Source organism: Pseudomonas sp. IT-196MI5, assembly GCF_949767415.1.
Taxonomy (GTDB): Bacteria; Pseudomonadota; Gammaproteobacteria; order Pseudomonadales; family Pseudomonadaceae; genus Aquipseudomonas.
Window position 1 is genome coordinate 1 of the sequence record NZ_CATKPZ010000033.1, and the last position, 22,625, is coordinate 22,625.

The 22,625-nt window shown below is 61.1% G+C and carries 21 protein-coding genes; 13 read left to right on the forward strand and 8 right to left on the reverse strand.

The window, feature by feature from the left end:
• Positions 1 to 32: 32 nt before the first annotated feature.
• The 6 genes from ACM6IK_RS18350 to pilG form a co-directional block, all read right to left on the reverse strand.
• Positions 33 to 494: a chemotaxis protein CheW gene (locus ACM6IK_RS18350; RefSeq protein WP_414875481.1), complete on the reverse strand. Its 462-nt coding sequence runs from the start codon at positions 492 to 494 to the stop codon at positions 33 to 35.
• Positions 487 to 6,504 (reverse strand): Hpt domain-containing protein, encoded by a 6,018-nt coding sequence (locus ACM6IK_RS18355; RefSeq protein ID WP_414875783.1) that lies wholly within the window; start codon positions 6,502 to 6,504, stop codon positions 487 to 489. The genes ACM6IK_RS18350 and ACM6IK_RS18355 overlap by 8 nt, the downstream gene beginning before the upstream one ends.
• A gap of 37 nt (positions 6,505 to 6,541) precedes the next feature.
• Positions 6,542 to 8,602 (reverse strand): methyl-accepting chemotaxis protein, encoded by a 2,061-nt coding sequence (locus ACM6IK_RS18360; protein WP_414875482.1) that lies wholly within the window; start codon positions 8,600 to 8,602, stop codon positions 6,542 to 6,544.
• Positions 8,603 to 8,772: 170 nt separating this feature from the next.
• Positions 8,773 to 9,312, reverse strand: coding sequence for a chemotaxis protein CheW (locus tag ACM6IK_RS18365; RefSeq protein WP_414875483.1), 540 nt, complete (start codon positions 9,310 to 9,312; stop codon positions 8,773 to 8,775).
• Positions 9,313 to 9,322: 10 nt separating this feature from the next.
• Positions 9,323 to 9,688, reverse strand: coding sequence for a twitching motility response regulator PilH (gene pilH, locus ACM6IK_RS18370; RefSeq protein WP_008068134.1), 366 nt, complete (start codon positions 9,686 to 9,688; stop codon positions 9,323 to 9,325).
• Positions 9,689 to 9,745: 57 nt separating this feature from the next.
• Complete coding sequence (pilG, locus tag ACM6IK_RS18375; protein WP_414875484.1) at positions 9,746 to 10,150, reverse strand: twitching motility response regulator PilG; 405 nt, start codon at positions 10,148 to 10,150, stop codon at positions 9,746 to 9,748.
• A 282-nt stretch (positions 10,151 to 10,432) separates the two neighbouring features.
• Here pilG and gshB point away from each other — a divergent pair, with 282 nt between their 5' ends.
• The 8 genes from gshB to ACM6IK_RS18415 all read left to right on the forward strand — a co-directional run bounded on the left by gshB (position 10,433) and on the right by ACM6IK_RS18415 (position 17,461).
• Complete coding sequence (gene gshB / locus ACM6IK_RS18380; protein WP_414875485.1) at positions 10,433 to 11,386, forward strand: glutathione synthase; 954 nt, start codon at positions 10,433 to 10,435, stop codon at positions 11,384 to 11,386.
• Positions 11,387 to 11,450: 64 nt separating this feature from the next.
• A complete protein-coding gene (locus ACM6IK_RS18385) occupies positions 11,451 to 12,350 on the forward strand; it encodes an energy transducer TonB (protein WP_223456711.1) in 900 nt (299 codons plus the stop codon).
• Positions 12,351 to 12,541: 191 nt separating this feature from the next.
• Positions 12,542 to 13,114 carry a YqgE/AlgH family protein gene (locus tag ACM6IK_RS18390; RefSeq protein WP_414875486.1) on the forward strand — a complete coding sequence of 191 codons (573 nt, stop codon included), beginning with the start codon at positions 12,542 to 12,544 and terminating at the stop codon, positions 13,112 to 13,114.
• Positions 13,114 to 13,551: a Holliday junction resolvase RuvX gene (gene ruvX / locus ACM6IK_RS18395; protein ID WP_057398155.1), complete on the forward strand. Its 438-nt coding sequence runs from the start codon at positions 13,114 to 13,116 to the stop codon at positions 13,549 to 13,551. Before ACM6IK_RS18390 ends, ruvX begins: the two co-directional genes overlap by 1 nt.
• Positions 13,552 to 13,630: 79 nt before the next feature.
• On the forward strand, positions 13,631 to 14,134 hold the full coding sequence (gene pyrR, locus ACM6IK_RS18400) for a bifunctional pyr operon transcriptional regulator/uracil phosphoribosyltransferase PyrR (protein ID WP_108217047.1): 504 nt from the start codon (positions 13,631 to 13,633) through the stop codon (positions 14,132 to 14,134).
• Between the two features lie 27 nt (positions 14,135 to 14,161).
• Positions 14,162 to 15,166: an aspartate carbamoyltransferase catalytic subunit gene (locus ACM6IK_RS18405; RefSeq protein ID WP_414875487.1), complete on the forward strand. Its 1,005-nt coding sequence runs from the start codon at positions 14,162 to 14,164 to the stop codon at positions 15,164 to 15,166.
• Complete coding sequence (locus tag ACM6IK_RS18410) at positions 15,163 to 16,434, forward strand: dihydroorotase (RefSeq protein WP_414875488.1); 1,272 nt, start codon at positions 15,163 to 15,165, stop codon at positions 16,432 to 16,434. Before ACM6IK_RS18405 ends, ACM6IK_RS18410 begins: the two co-directional genes overlap by 4 nt.
• A gap of 628 nt (positions 16,435 to 17,062) precedes the next feature.
• Positions 17,063 to 17,461 (forward strand): hypothetical protein, encoded by a 399-nt coding sequence (locus ACM6IK_RS18415; RefSeq protein WP_414875489.1) that lies wholly within the window; start codon positions 17,063 to 17,065, stop codon positions 17,459 to 17,461.
• Between the two features lie 95 nt (positions 17,462 to 17,556).
• Here ACM6IK_RS18415 and ACM6IK_RS18420 read toward each other — a convergent pair whose 3' ends face one another.
• Complete coding sequence (locus ACM6IK_RS18420) at positions 17,557 to 17,976, reverse strand: NINE protein (protein ID WP_046039250.1); 420 nt, start codon at positions 17,974 to 17,976, stop codon at positions 17,557 to 17,559.
• Between the two features lie 251 nt (positions 17,977 to 18,227).
• Here ACM6IK_RS18420 and ACM6IK_RS18425 point away from each other — a divergent pair, with 251 nt between their 5' ends.
• Entirely contained in the window at positions 18,228 to 18,848 is a 621-nt protein-coding gene (locus tag ACM6IK_RS18425; RefSeq protein WP_115947974.1) for a C40 family peptidase, read from the forward strand.
• Positions 18,849 to 18,965: 117 nt separating this feature from the next.
• Here ACM6IK_RS18425 and ACM6IK_RS18430 read toward each other — a convergent pair whose 3' ends face one another.
• Positions 18,966 to 20,000, reverse strand: coding sequence for a type IV pilus twitching motility protein PilT (locus tag ACM6IK_RS18430; RefSeq protein ID WP_414875490.1), 1,035 nt, complete (start codon positions 19,998 to 20,000; stop codon positions 18,966 to 18,968).
• A 56-nt stretch (positions 20,001 to 20,056) separates the two neighbouring features.
• On the opposite strand from ACM6IK_RS18430, the gene ACM6IK_RS18435 reads away from it, so the two are divergent.
• The 4 genes from ACM6IK_RS18435 to ACM6IK_RS18450 are packed head-to-tail and all read left to right on the forward strand — an operon-like array spanning position 20,057 to position 22,490.
• A complete protein-coding gene (locus tag ACM6IK_RS18435; RefSeq protein WP_414875491.1) occupies positions 20,057 to 20,743 on the forward strand; it encodes a YggS family pyridoxal phosphate-dependent enzyme in 687 nt (228 codons plus the stop codon).
• Between the two features lie 35 nt (positions 20,744 to 20,778).
• A complete protein-coding gene (gene proC, locus ACM6IK_RS18440; protein WP_414875492.1) occupies positions 20,779 to 21,597 on the forward strand; it encodes a pyrroline-5-carboxylate reductase in 819 nt (272 codons plus the stop codon).
• 10 nt (positions 21,598 to 21,607) lie between these two features.
• Positions 21,608 to 22,198, forward strand: coding sequence for a YggT family protein (locus ACM6IK_RS18445; RefSeq protein ID WP_414875493.1), 591 nt, complete (start codon positions 21,608 to 21,610; stop codon positions 22,196 to 22,198).
• Between the two features lie 4 nt (positions 22,199 to 22,202).
• The gene (locus ACM6IK_RS18450) at positions 22,203 to 22,490 is read left to right on the forward strand and encodes a DUF167 domain-containing protein (RefSeq protein ID WP_008019963.1); all 288 of its coding nucleotides are present in this window, start codon (positions 22,203 to 22,205) and stop codon (positions 22,488 to 22,490) included.
• Positions 22,491 to 22,625 lie beyond the last annotated feature (135 nt).

Genomic DNA, 22,625 nt, shown 5'->3' on the forward strand with positions numbered 1-22,625 from the left:
AGGCGTCAACACCATCAACACAAAAATCGGCATCAGTCGATCAACCCGGCATCTACCAACAACTCCTCCAACGCCAACAAATCCGGCACCTTGGCCACCTGCTCGCCCACCTGCACCGCCGCCTGCTCCAACGCACACAACGGCACATCCACGTAACTCAACTGGCTGTCGAGCTTGCAGGAACGCGGAATCCCCTGCACCAACAGCGCGATGAACTTCAGCTCGGGGCGCCCGCCGAGGGCGTTGAGGATCACGATCCGCGCACGTTCGCCGATGACGATATTCTGCGCGCAGGCCGACTCGAAACTCAGCAGCGGAATCTGCCGGTCGCGCCACGTCACCAGGCCCAGGTACCACGGCGGCGTGTCGAGGTCGAAGGTCCCCGGCTGCTGGTAGTCGATCAGCTCGGCAACGGCGACGTTGGGCAGGATCAGGTTTCGGTCGGCCAATGGCAGCAGCAGGCCGGTGAGGTTGCTGGTGCGGTGCTCAAGCATGGGTCTTGCTCCACAAGGCGATGCTTTCGAGCAACACCGATTCCTGGTACGGCTTGCCCAGGTAGTCGTTGACGCCGATGGCCATGGCGCGGTCGCGGTGTTTCTGTCCGGTGCGGGAGGTGATCATGATGATCGGCAGGTGTCGCAGGCGTTCGTCATTGCGCACCTGGGTCGCGACTTCGAAGCCATCCATGCGCGGCATCTCGATGTCCAGCAACATCAGGTCGGGCATGTGTTCTTCCAGCAGCAGCATGGCATCGACCCCGTCCTTGGCGGTCAGCACGTTCATGCCATGGCGTTCGAGCAAGCGGCTGGTGACCTTGCGCACGGTGACCGAGTCGTCGACCACCATCACCAGCAGCGGCCGATGCGGTTCGGCCTCGACTTCCTGCCCCGCCGGACGCTGGGGCACTCGGGCCTGCATGGCACGGATCGGCGCCAGCAAATCCAGAATCAGCACCACCCGGCCGTCTCCGAGAATCGTCGCCCCCGACACCCCTTGCACCGCCGCGAACTGCGGCCCCAGGCTCTTGACCACGATTTCGCGAGTACCGGCCATGGCGTCCACCAGCACCGCGATGTGCCGCTCATTGCACTGCACCAGCAGCACCGGCAATGGCAGGCTCTGGCCCAACAGCTTCGGGCGCGGGCTGGTTTTCAGCAACTCACCCAGGTAGCACAGCTCGTAACGTTGTCCGGCGTATTCGTAGGTCGGCGAATCGAAACGGAAATACCCTTCGAGTTCATTGGGCAGGACACGCACGATGCTATCGATGGTATTGAGCGGGATCGCGTATTGGTCCTCACCGCACTGCACCATCAGTGCGCGGTTGACCGATACGGTGAACGGCAGGCGAATGCGGAAATGCACGCCCTGCCCCGGCACCGAGTCGATGCTCATGGTGCCGCCCAGTTGCCGCACCTCTTCGTGCACCACGTCCATGCCGACGCCGCGCCCGGAGATCTGGGTGACTTTTTCTGCGGTGGAAAACCCCGGTTGCAGGATGAACTGCAACACGTCGTGATCACTGATGACACTGTCCGAGGCGAGCAGGCCGCGCTTGATCGCCTTGCGCCGCACCGCGTCCAGCGGCACACCGGCGCCGTCGTCGCGGATGTCGAAAATGATGTCGCCCCCTTCGCGCAGCAGATCGAGGGTGATCTTGCCCTTGGCCGGTTTCCCCGCCGCGAGCCGCGCTTCGACAGACTCCAGGCCGTGGTCGACGGCGTTGCGCAGCATGTGTTCCAGCGGTGCGGCCATGCGTTCGAGAACGTTGCGGTCCATTTCGCCTTCGGCGTTATCGACGATGAAATCCACGTCCTTTCCCAGTTCACTGGACACCTGCCGGACGATGCGCTGCAAACGCGGGAGCATGCGCTCGAACGGCACCATGCGCGTGCGCATCAGGCCTTCCTGCAATTCGGTGTTGATGCGGCCCTGCTGTTGCAGCAGGTTTTCCGTGTCCTGATTGCGTCGCTCGAGGGTTTCCTTGAGGTCGAGCAAGTCAGAGGCCGATTCGAACAGCGCCCGGGACAATTGCTGCAACTGCGAGTGGCGGTCCATTTCCAGCGGGTCGAACTCTTCGTAGCCCAGGCGTTCGGCGTCGACTTGCTGGCGGCTGAGAATCCGCCCCTGGGTTTCGGTGTCGAGGCGGCGCAACTGGTCGCGCATCCGCTCGATGGTGGTCTCCATCTCATTCAGGGCGATGTGCGCGTCGTTGACCTGCTGTTCGATCCGGCCACGGAAGATCGATGTTTCACCGGCCAGGTTGACCAGATCGTCAAGCAGCTCCGCCGAGACCTTGACCATGTCGGTGCCGGCATCGGACGGCGGCACCAGCGGCTCCGCCTTGGGCGTGGCCGGCGGAGCAATCGGCGCGGGGGCTTCAGGCATGGCCGGGTGGCTGAAGTTCCTGATCGCATCGATCAAGCGATCGGCCGGCGGCATCGACTCACCGGCCCGGGCCGCATCGAGCATCTGCGCCAAGCGGTCATGGCTGCGCTGCAACAGCGCGAACAATGGTTCCGTCGGTTGCAACACGCCGGTAGACAGACCTTCGTAGAGGAACTCCAGTTCGTGGGCCAGATCACCAATCGCGGCGATTTCCACCATGCGCGCGCCGCCCTTGAGGGTGTGCAGGTCGCGCAGCAGGGTTTCCACTTCCTGCCGATTCGAAGGCTGGGCCTGCCAGCGTTCCAGCGCCGCCCCGGAGCTTTCGATGATGTCGAAACCTTCCTCGAGGAATATTTCCAGCAATTGCGGATCGTGCCCGGCGGAGTCGCTATCAGTCGCCTGCCGGGCTGCCTCGGCGCCGCCCGCATGATCTTGGCGGTAGGCACGAATGGCTTCGATCAGATCGCGGGAATCGTCCAGTGGCTGGTTGGGCTGCAGCTGTTCAAGGTACAACGTCAGTCGCTCATGGCTCTGTCGCAGCAGCACCGCCAGTGAATCGCTGAAAGCGTAACGACGGTCCACCAGACCCTGGTAAAGGCTTTCCAGTTCATGGGCCAGATCGCCGACCGGCCCGACCTCGGCCATGCGTGCGCCGCCCTCGAGGGTGTGCAAATCCCGTTGCAGGGACGACAGCGGCGCGGCGTTGTCCGGGTCGCGCAACCAGCGCTGCAAGGCCTGACCGGCGCTGTCGAGGATATCCACCGCTTCTTCAAGGAAGATCGCAACGATTTCCGCATCCAGCTCGCGCCCCTCTCCTGTAGGAGCGAGCTCGCTCGCGATGGGCTCACCGGCGCCGCGTTTATCCAATGACAACGCGTCATCGTTTACGTCCATCGCTGGCAAGCCAGCTCCTACAGGGGGGCGCGCGGTGTTTTCAAGCTCGGCGGTGGCATCGGACAGGTCACGGATGCTCAGGCTACGGCTGCCATCGCTGCGGATCAGACCCATGGCCGACGGGTCAAGGCTCTCGTCGAGCAGTTCGCGCAAGGCCCTGATCCGTTGTGGCTGCGGGCTGACTTCCTGGCCCGCGGCCAGTTCGTCGAGCATGTTGATCAGCGCTTCGTGGGCCCCCTGTGCCTCATGGAAAAACCGCTCGCTGACGGCAAGGCTGCTTTCTTCCACGGCACCGTACAGGTCGAGCAACGCTTCGCACAGCTCATCCACCGGGTGCAGGTCGGCCAGATGGGCGCCTTCGCCGAGGGTGGTCAATTCGTCCAGCAGTGCGCTGAGTTCCTGACGTTCGCCGGGGTGCTGCTGCCAACGCTGCAACAGGCTTTCGGCGTCCAGCAGGATGTCCATGCCCTGGGCGAGGAAGTTGTTGATCAGTTGCGGATCGCGCTTGATCCGCAGCCCGGTGTTCGGTGTGTTCAGAAGGTTTTCCAGACGCTCGGCCAGCAGCGCCCTGGCTCGCTCGGTCAAACCCCGGGCGCCGGGAATTTCCGTCAGCGGATCGGTCTTGAGCTGGCGCAAACCAAGGCGGAACAGTCCTTCCGCTTCCAGCAGCAATTCGACTTCATCCAGATCCAGCGCGATCAGGTGCGCCTTGTATTCCCGGGCCAATTGATCCAGCGGTGCGGCCAGTTCGGCAATCGGCAACACGCCGGCCATCGAGGCACTGCCCTTGAGGGTGTGCAAGGCGCGCTGCAATTCGTCGCTGGCCGGCAACGGCAAATGCTCGGCGGCCTGATCAAGGAAGCGATGGAGGCTGCCCAAGTGGGTTTCGGCCTCTTTGCGGAAGATCTCCAGCAACAGCGGGTCGAGGGCCGCGACATCCTGCGTATCCTCATCGGACACCGGCTCATCGCCCTTGGCCAGGGCATGGGCGCGGGCAGCCAATTGATCGACATCGCTGCGCTGGCGCTGGGCATTGGCGGCGTACTCAGCCACCAGCTCCGGAAGCAACTGCAGCACATCGTCGATCAGTTGCTGCACCGCAGCGCCTGGTTCCACGCTGCCTTCCAGTACACGATTGAGCAGGTTTTCCACGGCCCAGGCCAGCTCGCCCAGCACCAGGGCGCGCACCATTCGACCACTGCCCTTGAGGGTATGAAAGGCACGGCGCAGCTCACTCAGGGCCGAGCGGTTGTCAGGGTTGACCGACCAGCGCGGCAAGTACTCACGCAGGATCTCCAGGACTTCGTCGGTTTCTTCGAGGAACACCTCACGCAGTTCCTCGTCCACCGGCTCTTCGCCTGCTGGCGGCGGCAGCAGGCTGCCCGGAGTGTTCAGGGCGGGTGGGTTCAGGCTCGAAACCGGGCTGGCAAGCACATCGGCCAGGGTCTGGACGATCTGCGGATCATCCAGCTCCTGCATCATTTGCATCACCTGCGCTTCGGTCGGGTTAAGCACATCATCAAGCACTGGCACATGCTGCTCACTGGGGGAAAACCCGAGGCTGGCCAGGCTTTTTTCCGCGACATCGAGCAGGTTTTCACCCTGCGCTTGCGGGTCATCGCTGAGGCGCTCGAGGTAGTACTCGATGCTGGTGATCACGTCGGCCAGGCTGTCCAGTTCCTGCCAGCCCGGTTGACCCGGTTCGAGCAACAGGTGCTCGCGGATAAAGTGATTGCAGGTTTCGACCAGGCTCGCCGCCCGGCCCAGCGGAACCATCGCCAGCGCGCCGCGCACTTGGGTCAGCAAGGCCGGCAGCGCCTGCAAATGCTGGCGGTCCCAGTCGGCGTCGATGTAGTCGACGATCATGTCCTTGGCCTGCTGCAAACAGATGCGGGCCTCCTTGATCACGATCTGATGGATCTGCGTCAGGTCGGTGGTCGGCAGGCGATTGTCATCCTGGCTCTCCTGCTCCACGGTACCGACCATGCCGGCCAGCGTCGCTTCGACGTACAGCAAGGCCCCGGCAACGTCCATGAGGATCGCATCGTTGGGTTCGCGTTGGCCCTGGGCGAGGTTGAGCACCACCGCCAATTGATCGATGATCACCTTGCGCGGCTGGCCGAAGCCCAGCACCGCCAGGGTGTCGGCGATTTGCCGCAGCGGTGCCAGCAGGCTCTCGAGGTCAGAGGTGTGCTGGCGGTCACTGCGCACGAACAGATCCAGACGTTCCTTGACCCGCACCAGCTCTTCGCACAGCGCGGCCAGCACCGAGCGCATGGCGTCACGGTCGGGACCGGCCAGCCGCGCGCGTTCTTCATCGACCATCGCGCTGTCGGGCAGAGCGTCGTCCAGTGAGTAGCGTTCTTTCATGGTCAGCATCTGCCCGGTGGGATGTTCGGCCTTTGCAATGTAGAACAGCAAACTCTTGAGCAGCTCCGGCGGCGCCGGCTGGTTGATGCCTTGAATGCCTTGTTCGAGCAGGCGCTTGAGTTCCTTGTCGGCATCCTTGAACAGGCTGCGCAAGGCCGGGCTATTGGCGATCGCGCCGCCTTGCATGCCTTCGACCAGCGCCGATGCCACCTGCCATAACGGGCTCAGGGGTGCATTGGCGCACAGTGCTTCGAGGCAGGTGAAGACCTTGGCCAGGTAATCGAGGTTGGTGTCGTTGTCCTGTTCACGCAGGAAACCGACCAGCGCCATTTGCAGCATCTGCCGCAGCTTGCGCAGCACACTGGGCAATTCGGCCGGCTCCAGTTGTGCCAGCGTTTCTGCGTCCAGCGCTGGTAACTCGGGTAATTGCGGGCTGAACAGGCTGGTTTCCGACAGCAGGTTTTCGCCGCGGGCGCTGCGCAGGTCGTTGATCAGTGGCAACACCACCAGAGGCAAGTCGCGGCGTGCACCCTGCACCCGGTCGAGGTAGATCGGCAGCTGCCCCAGGGCCTGCATCAACAGGTGCAACGCCTCGTCGCGATGGCTGACACGGTTGTCCTGCAAGGCCATGGCCAGTTGTTCCATTTCTTCGGCGAGCAATGCCGCGCCGTAGAACTCGACCATCTGCAAACTGCCGTGGACCTGATGGATGCACGAAAGGCAATCATCCAGCGCTTGCGTCGCCTGCGGGTCATCGAGCAGGTTTTCAATCGCGTGATGAGCCTGTTTCAGCGTTTCGGCAATCTCGCCCTTGACCCATTCGAGGGCCACATAGTCGTGCCGATCACCCATAACCACTTCAGTCACCATAGTTCTACCCGCGGGCGATTCACGCTTTGTCCACAGCCTGAGCCTTGGCCGCCGGCAAGGTGAAACCGGACACCGAACGACGCAACTGACTGGCCATTTTCGCCAGGTTACCGATGCTCTCGGCCGTAGCAGTGGAACCCGACGACGTCTGCGAAGTGATCTGCTGGATCACGTTCATCGTCAGGGAAATCTGACCGGCCGACGACGTCTGCTGTTGCGCCGCATTGGAAATGCTCTGGATCAGCGCCGCAAGCGTCTTGGACACGCCTTCGATTTCTTCCAGGGCCACACCTGCATCCTGCGCCAGACGGGCGCCGCGTACCACTTCGGTCGTCGTCTGCTCCATGGAGATGACCGCTTCGTTGGTGTCGGTCTGGATCGCCCGCACCAGGGTTTCGATCTGCCGGGTGGCAGCGGATGAGCGCTCGGCCAGGCGCTGCACTTCATCGGCGACCACGGCGAAACCGCGGCCGGCGTCACCGGCCATGGACGCCTGGATGGCCGCGTTGAGAGCAAGGATGTTGGTCTGGTCGGCAATGTCATCGATCAGGCTGACAATGTCGCCGATTTCCTGGGACGACTCACCCAGGCGCTTGATGCGTTTGGCAGTGTCCTGAATCTGCTCGCGAATGTTGTCCATGCCGTGGATGGTGTTGTGCACCACCTCATTGCCCTTGTTGGCGATTTCCACCGAGCGTTCGGCAACCGCCGAAGATTCCGCTGCGTTGGCCGACACCTGGTCGATGGACTCGGCCATGTCGTTGATCGCCATGGAGGCCTCGGAAATCTGCTGGGCCTGATGTTCCGACGCCTGGGCCAGGTGCATGGCGGTGGCCTGGGTTTCCTGTACGGCGGCGGCGATCTGGCCGGCGGTGAGGTTGATGGTCGCGACCAGATCGCGCAGTTGGTCGACGGAGTAATTGATCGAATCGGCGATGGTGCCGGTAAAGTCTTCGGTCACCGAGGCGGTCACCGTGAGGTCACCGTCGGCCAGGTCTTCGATCTCGTCGAGCAAGCGCATGATCGCGTTCTGGTTACGCTCGTTTTTCTCGGCGGTTTCGTGCAACTGACGATTGGTTTCGCGCACCATCACCATGCCGATCAGGATGATCGAAGCCAGCGCCAGCAAGCCCAGCACATAACCTCCGATAGTGTCGGTGGTGCGCCCGCCGACCATGTTTTCGAACCCGCTGGCCAGGTGTGAGGCTTCGTCGAGCAGGGTTTGCGACAGGCTGAAAATGTTCGAGGCCGATTCGCGGACCTTGAACAGCTCCGGCGAGGTTTCGAGGATCTCGTCCACCGAACCCGACACGAATTCGAACAGTTCGGAGATTTCCGCGAGACGCGCACGGGCGTCACGATCTTCGACCTGGCTGACCTTGAGCGCCGGGTCGCCCTGGAGCATGCCGTTGAGCACCTTGCCGAACTGCGTCGCGTCACGTCCGAACGCATCGGCAGCCTGCAGTGAATTTTCGTCGCCGGCCAACACCGTGTTGACCGCGCCGAGGATCCGCTCGGCCAGCAGCGATTGGCGCTGGGCCATGGCCACCTGAGCCGCCGGGGCGCCCCGTTGCAGGAGGATCTCGACGACTTTTTCGTACTCGACCTGCAACTGCGGCACGGTTTCGGCCAGGGTCGCGGCGACCTGATGCAGCGACAGTACGGTTTGCTCGCTGGAAAGAATCGCATCGGTGTTTTTCAGCAGGCGCTCCCAGTCCTGTTGCACCGCGCGCATCTCCGGACGCACGGTGGCAGGGGCCGGCGGCAGGCCGGTGGCCGGGTCGCCTTTCTTCAGGTAACCCCAGCGCTGGGCAAAATCGTTGCGCGCATCACTTAGCAACTTGAACGCGGCAGCCTTGCCGGCGGCGGCTTCGGTAGCGTTCTTGGCGATACGCTGGGACAGCACACGCAGCTCGCCCGCGTGGCCGATGTACTGTTTGTCGTAGGTAGCCTGGGTGTTGAGGTACGCGAAGTTGGCGAACAGCAGCATGATAAAGACGATCAGCGCGATGAACAGCACGATAATCTGCGACCGGCTGCGCGACCCTTCCATTGGCTTGCCTGCTTTTGCTTTTATCATCGGTCCTCGCCTGTTAACCCACACCTTCAAAGACTTGCCGAGGAACCTGTGGGAGCGAGCTTGCTCCGGGCGGCGCTCCGACGATAGCGGTGTGTCAGTCGACATTAATGCTGGCTGCAAGTCCGTCATCGCGAGCAAGCTCGCTCCCACAAGGTTCTCTGTTGCTCCAACTACACCGCGACGCTCATGAACCCCTGAGACTGCGTCAACGCAAACGGGCTGAACACCTGCCAGCACTGCTCGCGCTGAAACCGGCCTTTGAGGAACGCCGCCATCGGCCCCTTCAACTCGTCTGCCGGCACCGGCTCCAGGCTGTCCTGGGCAAAGTGCTGGAGGCCAAAGACTTCATCGACCAGCAACCCGGCAAACATCTCTTCATGTTCCACCACCAACACCCGCCGCTGCCGGCGCACTGCCGAAAGCTCATGCCCGAAGTAGCCGCATAAATCCATGACCGGCAGCAAACGCCCGCGCAGGTTGGCGACACCCTTGACCCAGGGTTTGACCCCCGGTAGCTGAGTGACGCGCGGCTCATGCAGGACTTCGCTGACTTCGCTCATGGGCGCGACGTACCAGTGCTCGCCCAGGCGAAAACCGATACCGCTCCAGCTGTCCCGCCGGGCCGGCTGGGACGGCAAGTCCGCCGCCAGCAAACGACAGCGCCGGTCGATTTGCAGCAGCAGTTCGAAAGCCGTCAGCGACTCGTTCATGACCGGATGATCAACCGGCCAGCACGTTGTTCAGGGTTTTGATCAGGGTCTCTTCATCGACCGGTTTGGTCAGGTAGTCCTTGGCGCCTTGGCGCGTGCCCCAGACCTTGTCGGTTTCCTGGTCCTTGGTGGTGATGATGATCACCGGGATGTGTCCGGTTTCCGGGTCCTTGGTCAACTGACGGGTCGCCTGGAAGCCGTTGAGGCCGGGCATGACAATGTCCATCAGCACCGCGTCGGGTTTTTCCTGGCGGGCCAGGGCCACACCGTCGGCGCCGTTTTCGGCCTTCAACACTTCATGACCGTGCTTTTCCAGCATGCCGGTCAGTTTGTACATTTCGGTCGGCGAATCATCGACGATCAGAATACGTGCCATGCTCTTCCCCATTCTTGTCGACACCGGGCCCGATGGCCGAGCGTCACTGTGCGTGTCCTACTGCGGCAAAACGGCGGCAAAACCAGGTACATGGGCCTGGATCGCATCAAGCAATTCTTCCTTGCTGAAAGGCTTGGTCAAAAACTGGTCGGAGCCGACGATGCGCCCCTTGGCCTTGTCGAACAGCCCGTCCTTGGACGACAGCATAATCACCGGCGTGGACTTGAACGCGCTGTTGTTCTTGATCAGGGCGCAGGTCTGGTAGCCATCCAGGCGCGGCATCATGATGTCGACAAAGATGATGCCGGGGTGGTTGTCGGCAATCTTGGCCAGGGCATCGAAGCCGTCGATGGCCGTGATGACCTCACAACCCACGCTCTTGAGCAGCGTTTCGGCGGTGCGACGGATCGTCTTCGAATCGTCGATCACCATGACCTTCAAGGCGCTGGGGTACCGTTCCATAAAATGCTCTACCGTCGCCTTTGCGAAACAAATTGTCCGTTTGCCGGTTAACGCGGCTCGAAACCCTTGATGCTCAAGGGCCGGCACGACATGGCAGTCTTTTTAGCACAGTCTCCAAATCCAATCTATCGGCCGACCTGCAAGGTGGTTTTTCCTTGACCGGGAACACACTCAGCGCCACTCTGACGCCACTTTTATATGACCCTTTGGCCTGACTTGCAGGAGCGAGCAAGCTCGCTCCTGCAGATCGACACAAGCCCCCAAAATTTCGAGGAAAACCCAATGAGCGTTCGCGTCGGGATTGTCATGGACCCTATCGCCAGCATTTCCTATAAAAAGGATAGCTCGCTGGCCATGCTGCTGGCCGCGCAGAAGCGTGGCTGGGAACTGTTCTACATGGAACAGCGCGACCTGTATCAGGGCGAAGGCCAGGCGCGGGCGCGGATGCGTCCGCTGCAGGTGTTCGCCAACCCGGAAAAATGGTTCGAACTGGGCGCCGAAAGCGACGCGCTGCTGAGCGACCTGGACGTGATCCTGATGCGCAAGGATCCGCCGTTCGACATGGAGTTCGTCTACTCCACTTATCTGCTGGAACAGGCCGAGCGCGCTGGCGTGCTGGTGGTCAACAAGCCGCAAAGCCTGCGCGACTGCAACGAAAAGCTGTTTGCCACACTGTTCCCGCAATGCACGCCGCCGACCATCGTCAGCCGTCGCCCTGACGTGCTGCGCGAATTCGCCGACCATCATGGCGATGTGATCCTCAAGCCGCTGGACGGCATGGGCGGTTCTTCGATCTTCCGCCACACCGCAGGGCATCCGAACCTGTCGGTGATCCTCGAAACACTGACCTTGCATGGCCAGCAGCAAATCATGATCCAGGGCTACTTGCCGGCCATCGTCGATGGCGACAAGCGCATCCTGATGATTGACGGCGAGCCCGTGGATTACTGCCTGGCACGAATTCCCGCGGCGGGCGAAACCCGTGGCAACCTCGCCGCCGGCGGCCGTGGCGAAGCCCGCCCGCTGACCGACAAGGACCGCTGGATCGCCGCGCAAGTCGGCCCGACCCTGCGTGAAAAAGGCCTGTTGTTCGTTGGCCTGGACGTGATCGGCGAGCAACTGACCGAGATCAACGTCACCAGCCCGACCTGCATTCGCGAGATTGATAACGCGTTTGGTACCGACATCGGCGGCCTGCTGATGGATGCCATCGATCAGAAGCTCAAGGCACGTTGATTAGCCAAACCAACATTGCGTTATCATGCGCGGCCTGTGAAAACGCGATGTTGGTTTCCTTGTCATGACCCTCCCGTCCGATCTGCCTGCCGAACTCGCCCACCGTGGCGTGCGCCCGGCCGATCGCCTCGGTTTTACCCTTTTTCTGGCGGCGCTGATCCACCTGGCCTTGCTGTTGGGTGTCGGGTTTGCAGTGGTCGAACCCAAGCAGATCAGCAAAACCCTGGAAATCACCCTCGCCACCTTCAAAAGCGAAAAGAAGCCTGAAAAGGCCGACTTCCTCGCCCAGGAGAATCAGCAAGGCAGCGGCACCCTGGATAAAAAGGCGATTCCCAAGACCACCGAGGTCGCGCCGTTCCAGGACAACAAAGTGCAAAAGGTCACGCCACCGCCGGCCGCCAAGCCTGAAACGCAGGAAGCCCCGCCCAAGGCTGCCGTGACCACCGTGGCACCGAAACCGAAAAAAGCCCCCGCCAAGACCGAGGAGCCCAAGACCGAGGTCAAATCCCAGGTCCAGGCACCGACGTTCGACAGCGAGCAGCTGTCCAGCGACATCGCCAGCCTGGAAGCGGAACTGGCCGCCGAGCAACAGCTGTACGCCAAGCGCCCGCGCATTCACCGCTTGAGCGCGGCCTCGACCATGCGCGACAAGGGCGCCTGGTACAAGGACGAATGGCGCAAGAAAGTCGAGCGCATCGGCAACCTCAATTACCCCGACGAAGCGCGGCGCAAACAGATCTACGGCAACTTGCGCTTGATGGTGTCGATCAATCGCGACGGCTCGCTGTATGAAGTGCTGGTGCTGGAATCCTCCGGCCAGCCGCTGCTGGACCAGGCGGCGCAGCGGATCGTGCGGCTGGCGGCACCGTTTGCACCGTTTACCGGGGATCTGTCGGATGTTGACCGGCTGGAGATCATCCGCACCTGGAAGTTTGCCCGCGGGGATCGACTCTCAAGCAATTGACCACCCCGAAACCCTGTGGGAGCGAGCTTGCTCGCGATGACAACTTCACATCCAACAAAGATGTCGACTGCCAGGCCGCCATCGCGAGCAAGCTCGCTCCCACAGAAATCCAAGTCGTCAGTGGGGACTTGAGGCATTTCCTATGCATCCCCAGCTTGTCAGTTCGCCCCTCGAACGCCACACTAGCGTTCATGAAAAACGTCAGCCCCAGCTACCTCAAGCATCAATTCCTGATCGCCATGCCGCACATGGCCGACCCGAACTTTGCGCACACCTTGACCTACATCGTCGAGCACACGGCCAATGGTGCCATGGGGCTGGTGATCAACCGTCCGCAAGAGTTGAGCCTGGCCGATATCCTTGAGCAATTGCGCCCGGATATCGAACCGCCAGTGCTCTGCCAGCATGTGCCGATCTTTATCGGCGGCCCGGTGCAGACAGATCGCGGCTTCGTCCTTCACCCCAAGGGGCTGAGCTTCCAGGCAACCGTTGATCTGGAAGACGAATTATCCCTGTCGACCACCCAGGACATACTGTTCGCCATCGCTGACGGCGTCGGCCCGGCAAAAAGCCTGATCGCCCTCGGCTATGCCGGTTGGGAAGCCGGACAGCTGGAGGCCGAACTGGCGCAGAACGCCTGGCTGACCTGCCCGTTTGACGCCGACATCCTGTTCAACACCAGCAGCGAACTGCGCCTGGAGGCGGCGGCCAAGCACCTGGGCATCAACCTCAGCCTCCTGACCAGCCAGGCGGGGCACGCCTGATGGCCCTGCGGCTGATTCTCGGATTCGACTACGGCACCAAACAGATCGGCGTTGCGGTCGGCCAGGTGGTGACCGGCCAGGCCCGCGAGCTGTGCACCCTGAAAGCGCAGAACGGCATTCCTGACTGGAACCAGGTCGAAGCCCTCATCAAAGAGTGGAAACCCGATGCCGTGGTGGTCGGCCTGCCGTTGAACATGGACGGCACCCCCAGTGACATGTGCGCCCGCGCGGAAAAGTTCGCCCGGCGCCTGAACGGCCGCTTCAACCTGCCCTTTTATACCCACGATGAACGCCTGACCACTTTTGAGGCCAAGGGCGAACGCCTGGCCCGGGGCGGCCAGAAAGGCAGTTACCGCGACAACCCGGTCGATGCCATCGCCGCCGCCCTGCTGCTGCAAGGCTGGCTCGACGAAAATGGCGCACTGTTCGAGTCCTGAAGAGCCGTTGTGCGTCTCCATTAGCTGCAACCCGAGCCATTTTGCGCACAAGCTGGCTCGAACCCAAGAAGGAGCAACCATGAGCCTGCCCAATCCCGCCGAACTGGTCAGCCAGATGGCAACCCGACTTGACGCTTATCTGGCCAAACGAGGCATCAGCGACCCGCGTTTCATTGGCATCCGTACCGGCGGCGTCTGGGTGGCCCAGGCCCTGCTCAAGGAACTGGGCAGCCATGAGCCCCTCGGCACTCTCGACGTGTCCTTCTACCGCGACGATTTCAGCCAGAGCGGCCTGCACCCGCAGGTTCGCCCTTCGGCGCTGCCGTTCGAGATCGAAGGCCAGCACCTGGTGCTGATCGACGACGTGCTGATGAGCGGTCGGACCATCCGCGCCGCCATGAACGAACTGTTCGACTACGGCCGCCCGGCCAGCGTGACGCTGGTGTGCCTGCTGGACCTGGACGCCGGCGAGCTGCCAATCCGCCCGAACGTGGTGGGCGCGACTTTGTCCCTGGCGGCCCACGAACGGGTGAAGCTGTCTGGCCCGGAGCTCGCGCTCGAACTGCAAGACCTCGCCCTTTAATTCGCCCTATTGAGAGTCCCCCTCGCGATGACGCCTCTAGAAACCAAGCGCCCGCTGCAGCTCAATGATCAGGGCCAGCTGCGCCATTTCCTCTCGCTCGACGGTTTGCGCCGCGAGTTGCTGACGGAAATCCTCGACACTGCCGACTCCTTCCTCGAAGTCGGCGCCCGGGCCGTGAAGAAAGTCCCGTTGCTGCGCGGCAAGACCGTGTGCAACGTGTTCTTCGAGAACTCGACCCGTACCCGCACCACCTTCGAACTGGCGGCCCAGCGGCTCTCGGCGGACGTGATCACCCTCAACGTGTCCACGTCGTCGGCGAGCAAGGGCGAAACCCTGCTCGACACCCTGCGCAACCTGGAAGCCATGGCCGCCGACATGTTCGTCGTACGCCACGGTGATTCCGGTGCCGCGCACTTCATCGCCGAGCATGTTTGCCCACAGGTGGCGATCATCAACGGCGGCGACGGCCGGCACGCGCACCCGACCCAGGGCATGCTCGACATGCTGACCATCCGCCGGCACAAGGGCGGGTTCGAAAACCTTTCGGTGGCCATCGTCGGCGACATCCTGCACTCGCGGGTCGCACGCTCGAACATGCTGGCCCTGAAAACCCTAGGTTGCCCGGACATCCGCGTGATCGCGCCAAAAACCCTGCTGCCGATCGGCATCGAGCAATACGGCGTGAAGGTCTACACCAACATGACCGAAGGCCTGAAAGATGTCGACGTGGTGATCATGTTGCGCCTGCAGCGTGAACGCATGACCGGCGGCCTGCTGCCGAGCGAGGGCGAGTTCTACCGCCTGTTCGGCCTGACCACCGCGCGCCTGGCCGGTGCCAAGCCCGATGCCATCGTGATGCACCCGGGGCCGATCAACCGTGGCGTGGAAATCGAGTCGGCGGTGGCCGACGGCCCGCACTCGGTGATCCTCAACCAAGTGACCTATGGCATCGCGATTCGTATGGCTGTGCTGTCCATGGCCATGAGCGGGCAAACAGCCCAGCGCCAATTCGAGCAGGAGAACGCCCAGTGAAGCTCAGCATTCTCGGTGCCCGCGTAATCGATCCGGCCAGTTGCCTGGATCAAGTGACCGATATCCACATTGAAGCCTGCAAAGTCGTCGCCCTTGGCGCAGCACCAGCCGGCTTTGTCGCCGTCGACACGATCGACGCCAAAGGCCTGGTGGCCGCTCCCGGCCTGGTCGACCTCAACGTAGCCCTGCGCGAGCCGGGTTACAGCCGCAAAGGCTCGATTGTCAGCGAAACCCGCGCGGCAGCGGCTGGCGGCGTGACCAGCCTGTGCTGCCCGCCGAAGACCAAACCGGTGCTGGACACCTCGGCGGTGGCCGAACTGATCCTCGACCGCGCCCGTGAGGCCGGCAACACCAAAGTTTTCCCGATTGGCGCCCTGAGCAAAGGCCTGGACGGCGAACAGCTGGCAGAGCTCGTGGCACTGCGCGATGCCGGTTGCGTGGCCTTCGGCAATGGTCTGGAGAGTTTCCGCAACAACCGCACCCTGTGCCGCGCACTCGACTACGCAGCGACTTTCGACCTGACGGTGATATTCCACTCCCAGGATCACGACCTGGCCGAGGGTGGCCTGGCTCACGAAGGTCCGACCGCCAGCTTCCTTGGCTTGCCGGGCATTCCGGAAAGCGCCGAGACCGTCGCCCTGGCCCGGGATCTGCTGCTGGTTGAACAGACCGGCGTGCGCGCGCACTTCAGCCAGCTCACCAGCGCCCGCGGTGTTGAACTGATCGCCCAGGCCCAGGCCCGGGGCCTGAAGGTGACCGCGGATGTCGCCCTGTACCAGCTGATCCTGACCGACGAAGCGCTGATCGACTTCAGCAGCCTGTATCACGTCCAGCCGCCGCTACGCACCCGCGCCGACCGCGAGGGCCTGCGCGCAGCGGTGAAATCGGGGGTGATCTCGGCCATCTCCAGTCATCACCAACCCCATGAGCGTGACGCCAAACTGGCACCGTTCGGCGCGACCGAGCCGGGCATCAGCAGCGTTGAACTGCTATTGCCACTGGCAATGACCCTGGTCGAAGACGGCTTGCTGGACCTGCCGACACTGCTCAAGCGCCTGAGCGCCGGCCCCGCCGAGGCCTTGCGCCTGCCGGCAGGCAAACTGGCGGTGGGTAGTGCGGCGGACATCGTGCTGTTCGACCCGGCGGCCTCCACCGTGGCGGGTGAAAGCTGGCTGTCCAAGGGCGAAAACTGCCCGTTCATTGGCCACAGCCTGCCGGGTGTGGTGCGTTACACCCTGGTGGATGGGCGCATTAGCCACCAGGCGTAACTCCGCGTCGCCTGCATTCGCGAGCAGGCTCGCTCCCACAGTGGATTTGTAGTAGTTCACAAATCTGTGGCTATACGCCAACCCTGTGGGAGCGAGCTTGCTCGCGATGGCGATTTAGAAGGCACCTCTGTTCTGCGCGTTGCGAACGGAGACCTGATCATTCAACGTCCAGACGTCATACAGCCCTCCTCTCCCCTCCTCCGTCATCCACTGCCTCTCCCCTAACGGCACATCCGCATCAAGTACATCTCTACAAGCGATGGCGAATAAACCTATCCAATGAACAGAAGCTTCTGACTCATCATCATTTGTGCGAAAAGAACTTCGCAACACACAGAAACATCCTACAACGTTATTGAATGCGGATTCGGCATCTATCCTTTAGCATAAAAGCAGCACAAGGAAATATCACTACAAACACTATGAATACAAAGTATAAGCAAGGAGCAAGACATGGAAATTGGACTTACCCTACCTCCTATCGTTATGAAAGGAACAACGGGAAACTCAGGCGGATTACAATTAATCCTGGATTCAGCTGGGGGGCCTATGGGATCGCAGATTGGCTAGCATGGAAAGCGGTATAAAAACCTTTACTTATGAGCTTCTGCATTCAGGAAAAGCCAACATGAAGCCCCTCTACAAACACCTGAACTACATCTACCCAGTGCTTTTAGCGATCACCGCCAGCGTAGCAATATTCACCATAGTAAATAATTTGAGTGCTGGCATTTACGACATAGATCGGGACTCAATTGGTATACCGATAGGTGCAATCCTTATTGCAGGATTAATGTTATTTACATTTCACCTAATGCAAATATCTTTATACAGAAAAGCCCGCCACACCAATTCAACCTTGATAAAAATATCAGCATTAATAATTGCAATTGCATCGCTTGCGATTTTCGCCGACAGCATAAATTACTGGGCCACCCCAAACCACTTCATCATTTCAATCTTCTACAGCTTCAGCACAATGGCATTTTTAACGCTTCAACTTCAATTACTGAAAGCATTTCAGTAACCACTCATGGGCTGTAACTCAAGCAGGCAGATAGCTGGATCAGTCACCAGGCGTAAAACCCTGCGGCGAGAGGGCCTGCCCCCTCGCCACAGATATCAACGACTCTGCGCATTACGCACCGACACCTGGTCATTCAACGTCCAGAAGTCATACAGCACGCCAATAAAGAACAGCCCACCCGTCACGAGGTACAGCAACCCGCTGATCCATTTCCCCTGATACATCCGGTGCACGCCGAACACCCCGAGAAACGTCAGCAGGATCCACGCCACGTTGTATTCGATGGGACCCGCGGTAAACCGCAAGTCAGCCTCGCGATCCATTGCCGGGATCAGGAAAAGGTCGATCAGCCAGCCGATCCCCAGCAAGCCAAAGGTGAAGAACCAGATCGTCCCGGTCACCGGCTTGCCGTAATAGAAGCGGTGAGCGCCGGTAAAACCGAAAATCCACAACAGGTAACCGATCACTTTGCTGTGCGTGTCTTGCTGCTGGACAGCCTGTTGATAGGGGTTCATGAATGACCTCGATTCACACGATAGATAAATATTCTTTAATTCTTTGTGACTTTTTTACAGGCATCCGACGTATGGCAAATGCTACCTTCACCCCCGTCAAAGCCTTGTAACACCGGACTTCTGTCCGACAATTGCGTCATTTTGCCGCTTTTTTGCCACCATTGCCCTCCAGATTGAATCGACCAACGGCCTCGGAAGCGGCAAAAAAGCTGTTATAAAGTTGCGCGCTGACCTATTAAGAGCCTTGCCTAATGCGTTCATTTTTCAAGACATGGCTAACCATTTGCCTTTTGATGCCACTGGCCGCCCACGCCACCAATCGTGAGCAACGTCTTCCTAACGTTAATGGTTACACCCCAAAATCCCATGCCTCTGCTCCTTCGAGCAAAGACAAAAAATCCGCCAGATATGCTCCAAGCCTGGCCAGCAGCAAAAGCGGCCTGGTTCCACCGATGGGCACCAAGGAAAGCAGCGACGTGCTGAGCCGCGCCGTGAACGTCCTTGGCACTCCCTATCGTTGGGGCGGCAGCAGCCCAAGCAAAGGCTTCGATTGCAGCGGCCTGGTGAAGTACGCGTTCAACGACGCCACGTTCGACCTGCCGCGCACCTCCAACGCCATGGCCAGCGGTCATGGGGAGAAAGTCGATCGCAATGACCTGAAGCCCGGCGACCTGATTTTCTTCAACATCAAGAGCCGTCGGGTCAATCACGTCGCCATTTACCTGGGCAACGATCGCTTCATCCACGCGCCACGTCGCGGCAAGTCGGTGTCCATCGACACCCTGAATAAACCGTATTGGGAAAACCACTATGTGGTTGCCAAGCGGGTTCTGCCGAAAGAGCCGAATCAGTTGCGGGTGGTTCAGCGCTGATTTCAGTGGCCTGAATCTGTATCGAACATGATGGCCCCATCGCGAGCAGGCTCGCTCCCACAGGATTGATGCAGTCCATGTGAGAGCGAGCCTGCTCGCGATGGCGTTTCTGAAACCTCAAAACCCATCCGGTGACCGCGCCTTCTCCCGCGCATGATCACGACTGACCAACCCCTTGGTCACCAGGTCCTTCAAGCTCATATCCAGCGTCTGCATCCCCAACGACCCTCCCGACTGAATCGCCGAATACATCTGCGCCACCTTGTCCTCGCGGATCAGGTTCCGGATCGCCGATGTCCCCAGCATGATCTCGTGGGCCGCGATGCGTCCGCCGCCGATCTTCTTCACCAGAGTCTGGGACACCACCGCCAGCAGCGACTCGGAGAGCATCGAACGCACCATCGACTTCTCGTCTCCCGGAAACACGTCCACCACACGGTCGATGGTTCTCGCCGCCGACGTGGTGTGCAGCGTGCCGAACACCAGATGGCCGGTTTCGGCGGCAGTCAATGCCAGGCGAATGGTCTCCAGATCGCGCATCTCGCCCACCAGAATCACATCCGGATCTTCCCGCAGCGCCGATCGCAAGGCGGTGGCGAAGCTGCGGGTATCGCGGTGGACTTCACGCTGGTTGATCAGGCACTTGCGCGGCTCGTGGACAAACTCGATAGGGTCTTCGATGGTGAGGATGTGGTGATGACGATGGGTATTGAGGTAATCGATCATCGCCGCCAGCGTGGTGGACTTGCCGGAACCGGTCGGGCCAGTCACCAGCACCAGGCCACGGGGCGCGTCGGTCATTTTGTGGAACACGTCCCCCATGCCCAGTTCGTCCATGCCCCGCACTTTCGACGGGATGGTACGAAACACAGCGCCCGCGCCACGGTTCTGATTGAACGCATTGACCCGAAAGCGCGCCACACCGGGCATCTCAAAGGAAAAATCGGTTTCCAGGTGTTTCTCGAAGTCCACCCGCTGGGTGTCATTCATGATGGCATGGATCAGCGCCTGCACCTGCTGGTGATCCAGGGCCGGCAGGTTGATACGCCGCACATCGCCATCCACCCGGATCATCGGCGGCAGGCCAGCAGACAAGTGCAGGTCGGACGCCCCCTGTTTGGCGCTGAATGCCAGCAGTTCGGTGATATCCATAGCGTCCCTCAATTCCAGTAGAATGCGGCGAACCTTCAGACCGCTGGCGCCTCTTGATGTCCACCATAGCAGACAACATTCTCGAAGTTAGTTCGCGCATCCATGCCGCAACACTCGCCGCCAACCGCGCCGAGAACAGCGTCCAGCTGCTGGCCGTAAGCAAGACCAAACCCGCGCAAGACCTGCGTGAAGCCTACGCCGCCGGCCTGTGCGACTTTGGCGAGAACTACCTGCAGGAAGCGCTGGGCAAGCAGCTCGAACTGGCCGACCTGCCCTTGATCTGGCACTTCATCGGCCCCATTCAATCGAACAAGACTCGTGCTATCGCCGAGCACTTCGACTGGGTGCACTCCGTGGATCGTCTGAAAATCGCACAACGCCTGTCCGAACAACGTCCCGCCGATCTGCCGCCCCTGAACATCTGCATTCAGGTCAATGTCAGCGGTGAAGCCAGCAAATCCGGCTGTACTCCGGCCGACCTGCCGGCCCTGGCCAACGCCATCAGCAACCTGCCGCGCCTGAAACTGCGCGGGTTGATGGCAATCCCGGAGCCGACTGAAGATCGCGCTGCCCAGGATGCCGCTTTCGCTGCCGTGCAAAGCCTGCAAGCCAGCCTGAACCTGCCACTCGACACACTTTCCATGGGCATGAGCCACGATCTCGAATCGGCCATCGCCCAAGGCGCTACCTGGGTGCGGATCGGTACCGCCCTGTTTGGCGCCCGCGACTACGGTCAGCCTTGAAAAATGGCTGACATCTCTCTTTATAAGGACCTGACATGAGCAAGACACGTATTGCCTTTATCGGTGCCGGCAACATGGCCGCCAGCCTGATCGGCGGCCTGCGGGCCAAGGGTCTGGAAGCGGCACAGATCCGCGCCAGCGATCCGGGCGAAGAAACCCGCGCCCGCGTGAGTGCTGAACACGGCATCGAAACCTTCGCCGACAACGCCCAGGCCATCGACGGTGCCGACGTGGTCGTCCTGGCGGTCAAACCCCAGGCGATGAAAGCCGTGTGCGAAGCGCTTCGCCCAAGCCTCAAGCCCAATCAACTGGTGGTTTCGATTGCCGCGGGCATCACCTGCGCCAGCATGAACAACTGGCTCGGCGCCCAGCCGATCGTGCGCTGCATGCCCAACACCCCGGCGCTGGTGCGTCAGGGCGCGAGCGGCCTGTTCGCGACAGCCGAAGTGACCGCCGAACAGCGTCAGCAGGCCCAGGAACTGCTGTCCGCAGTCGGTATCGCCTTATGGCTGGATGAAGAGCAGCAACTGGATGCCGTCACTGCCGTTTCAGGCTCGGGCCCGGCGTATTTCTTCCTGCTGATCGAAGCCATGACCGCCGCCGGCGTGAAACTCGGCCTGTCGGCGGACATCGCCGCGCAATTGACCTTGCAAACCGCACTGGGCGCCGCCCACATGGCCGTCTCCAGCGATGTCGACGCGGCCGAGCTGCGCCGCCGTGTCACCTCGCCTGCGGGCACCACAGAAGCTGCAATCAAGTCGTTCCAGGCCAATGGCTTCGAAACCCTGGTCGAAAAAGCACTCGGCGCTGCCGCGCATCGCTCGGCCGAGATGGCCGAACAACTGGGTCAATAAGGAGCCTTTCATGATTGGATTGAATACCGCAGCGGTCTACGTGCTGCAAACCCTCGGCAGCCTGTACCTGCTGATCGTGCTGATGCGCTTCGTACTGCAACTGGTACGGGCGAACTTCTACAACCCGATCTGCCAGTTCATCGTCAAGGCCACTCAGCCTCTGCTCAAGCCACTGCGCCGGATCATCCCGAGCGTGTTCGGCCTGGACATGTCCTCGCTGGTGCTGGCGATCCTGGTGCAACTGGCGCTGATGGCCCTGACCCTGCTGCTGACCTATGGCACCACCGGTAACCCGCTAACACTGCTGATCTGGTCGATCATCGGCGTGACCGCGCTGTTCATGAAGATTTTCTTCTTCGCCCTCATCATCAGCGTAATCCTGTCCTGGGTCGCTCCGGGCAGCCATAACCCGGGCGCCGAACTGGTGAACGACGTCTGCGAACCGGCCCTGGCGCCGTTCCGTAAATTCCTGCCGAATCTGGGCGGCCTGGATCTGTCGCCGATCTTTGCGTTCCTGGCCATCAAACTGGTCGACATGCTGGTGATCAACAACCTCGCCGCCATGACCATGATGCCGGAAATCCTCCGCGTGTTGATCTGACACGGTGAGCTACTTTCGCTGGGACGGCGACGATCTGATTCTGGAGTGTCACCTGCAACCGGCAGCCCGCAGTGATGATTTCTGCGGGCTGCACGGCGATCGCCTGAAGATCCGCCTGACCGCGCCGCCAGTCGAGGGCAAGGCCAACGCGTATCTGATGGCGTTTCTGGCCAAGGCCTTTGGCGTGTCCAAGAGCCAGGTCAGTTTGATCAGTGGCGAGTTGAACCGGCAGAAGCGGGTGCGGATCTGTTCGCCGAAAAAACTGCCGGATTTGCCCGGACTGGAACGCTGAACCTACTGTAGGAGCTGGCTTGCCAGCGAAGGCGGCGTGACTGACACACCGTGACATCTGGTTCGCCGGCAAGCCGGCGCCTACAGTGGGCAAGGGTTAGCTTGCTGCTAGGGGCAGCGGTCTTTAGACTTACGC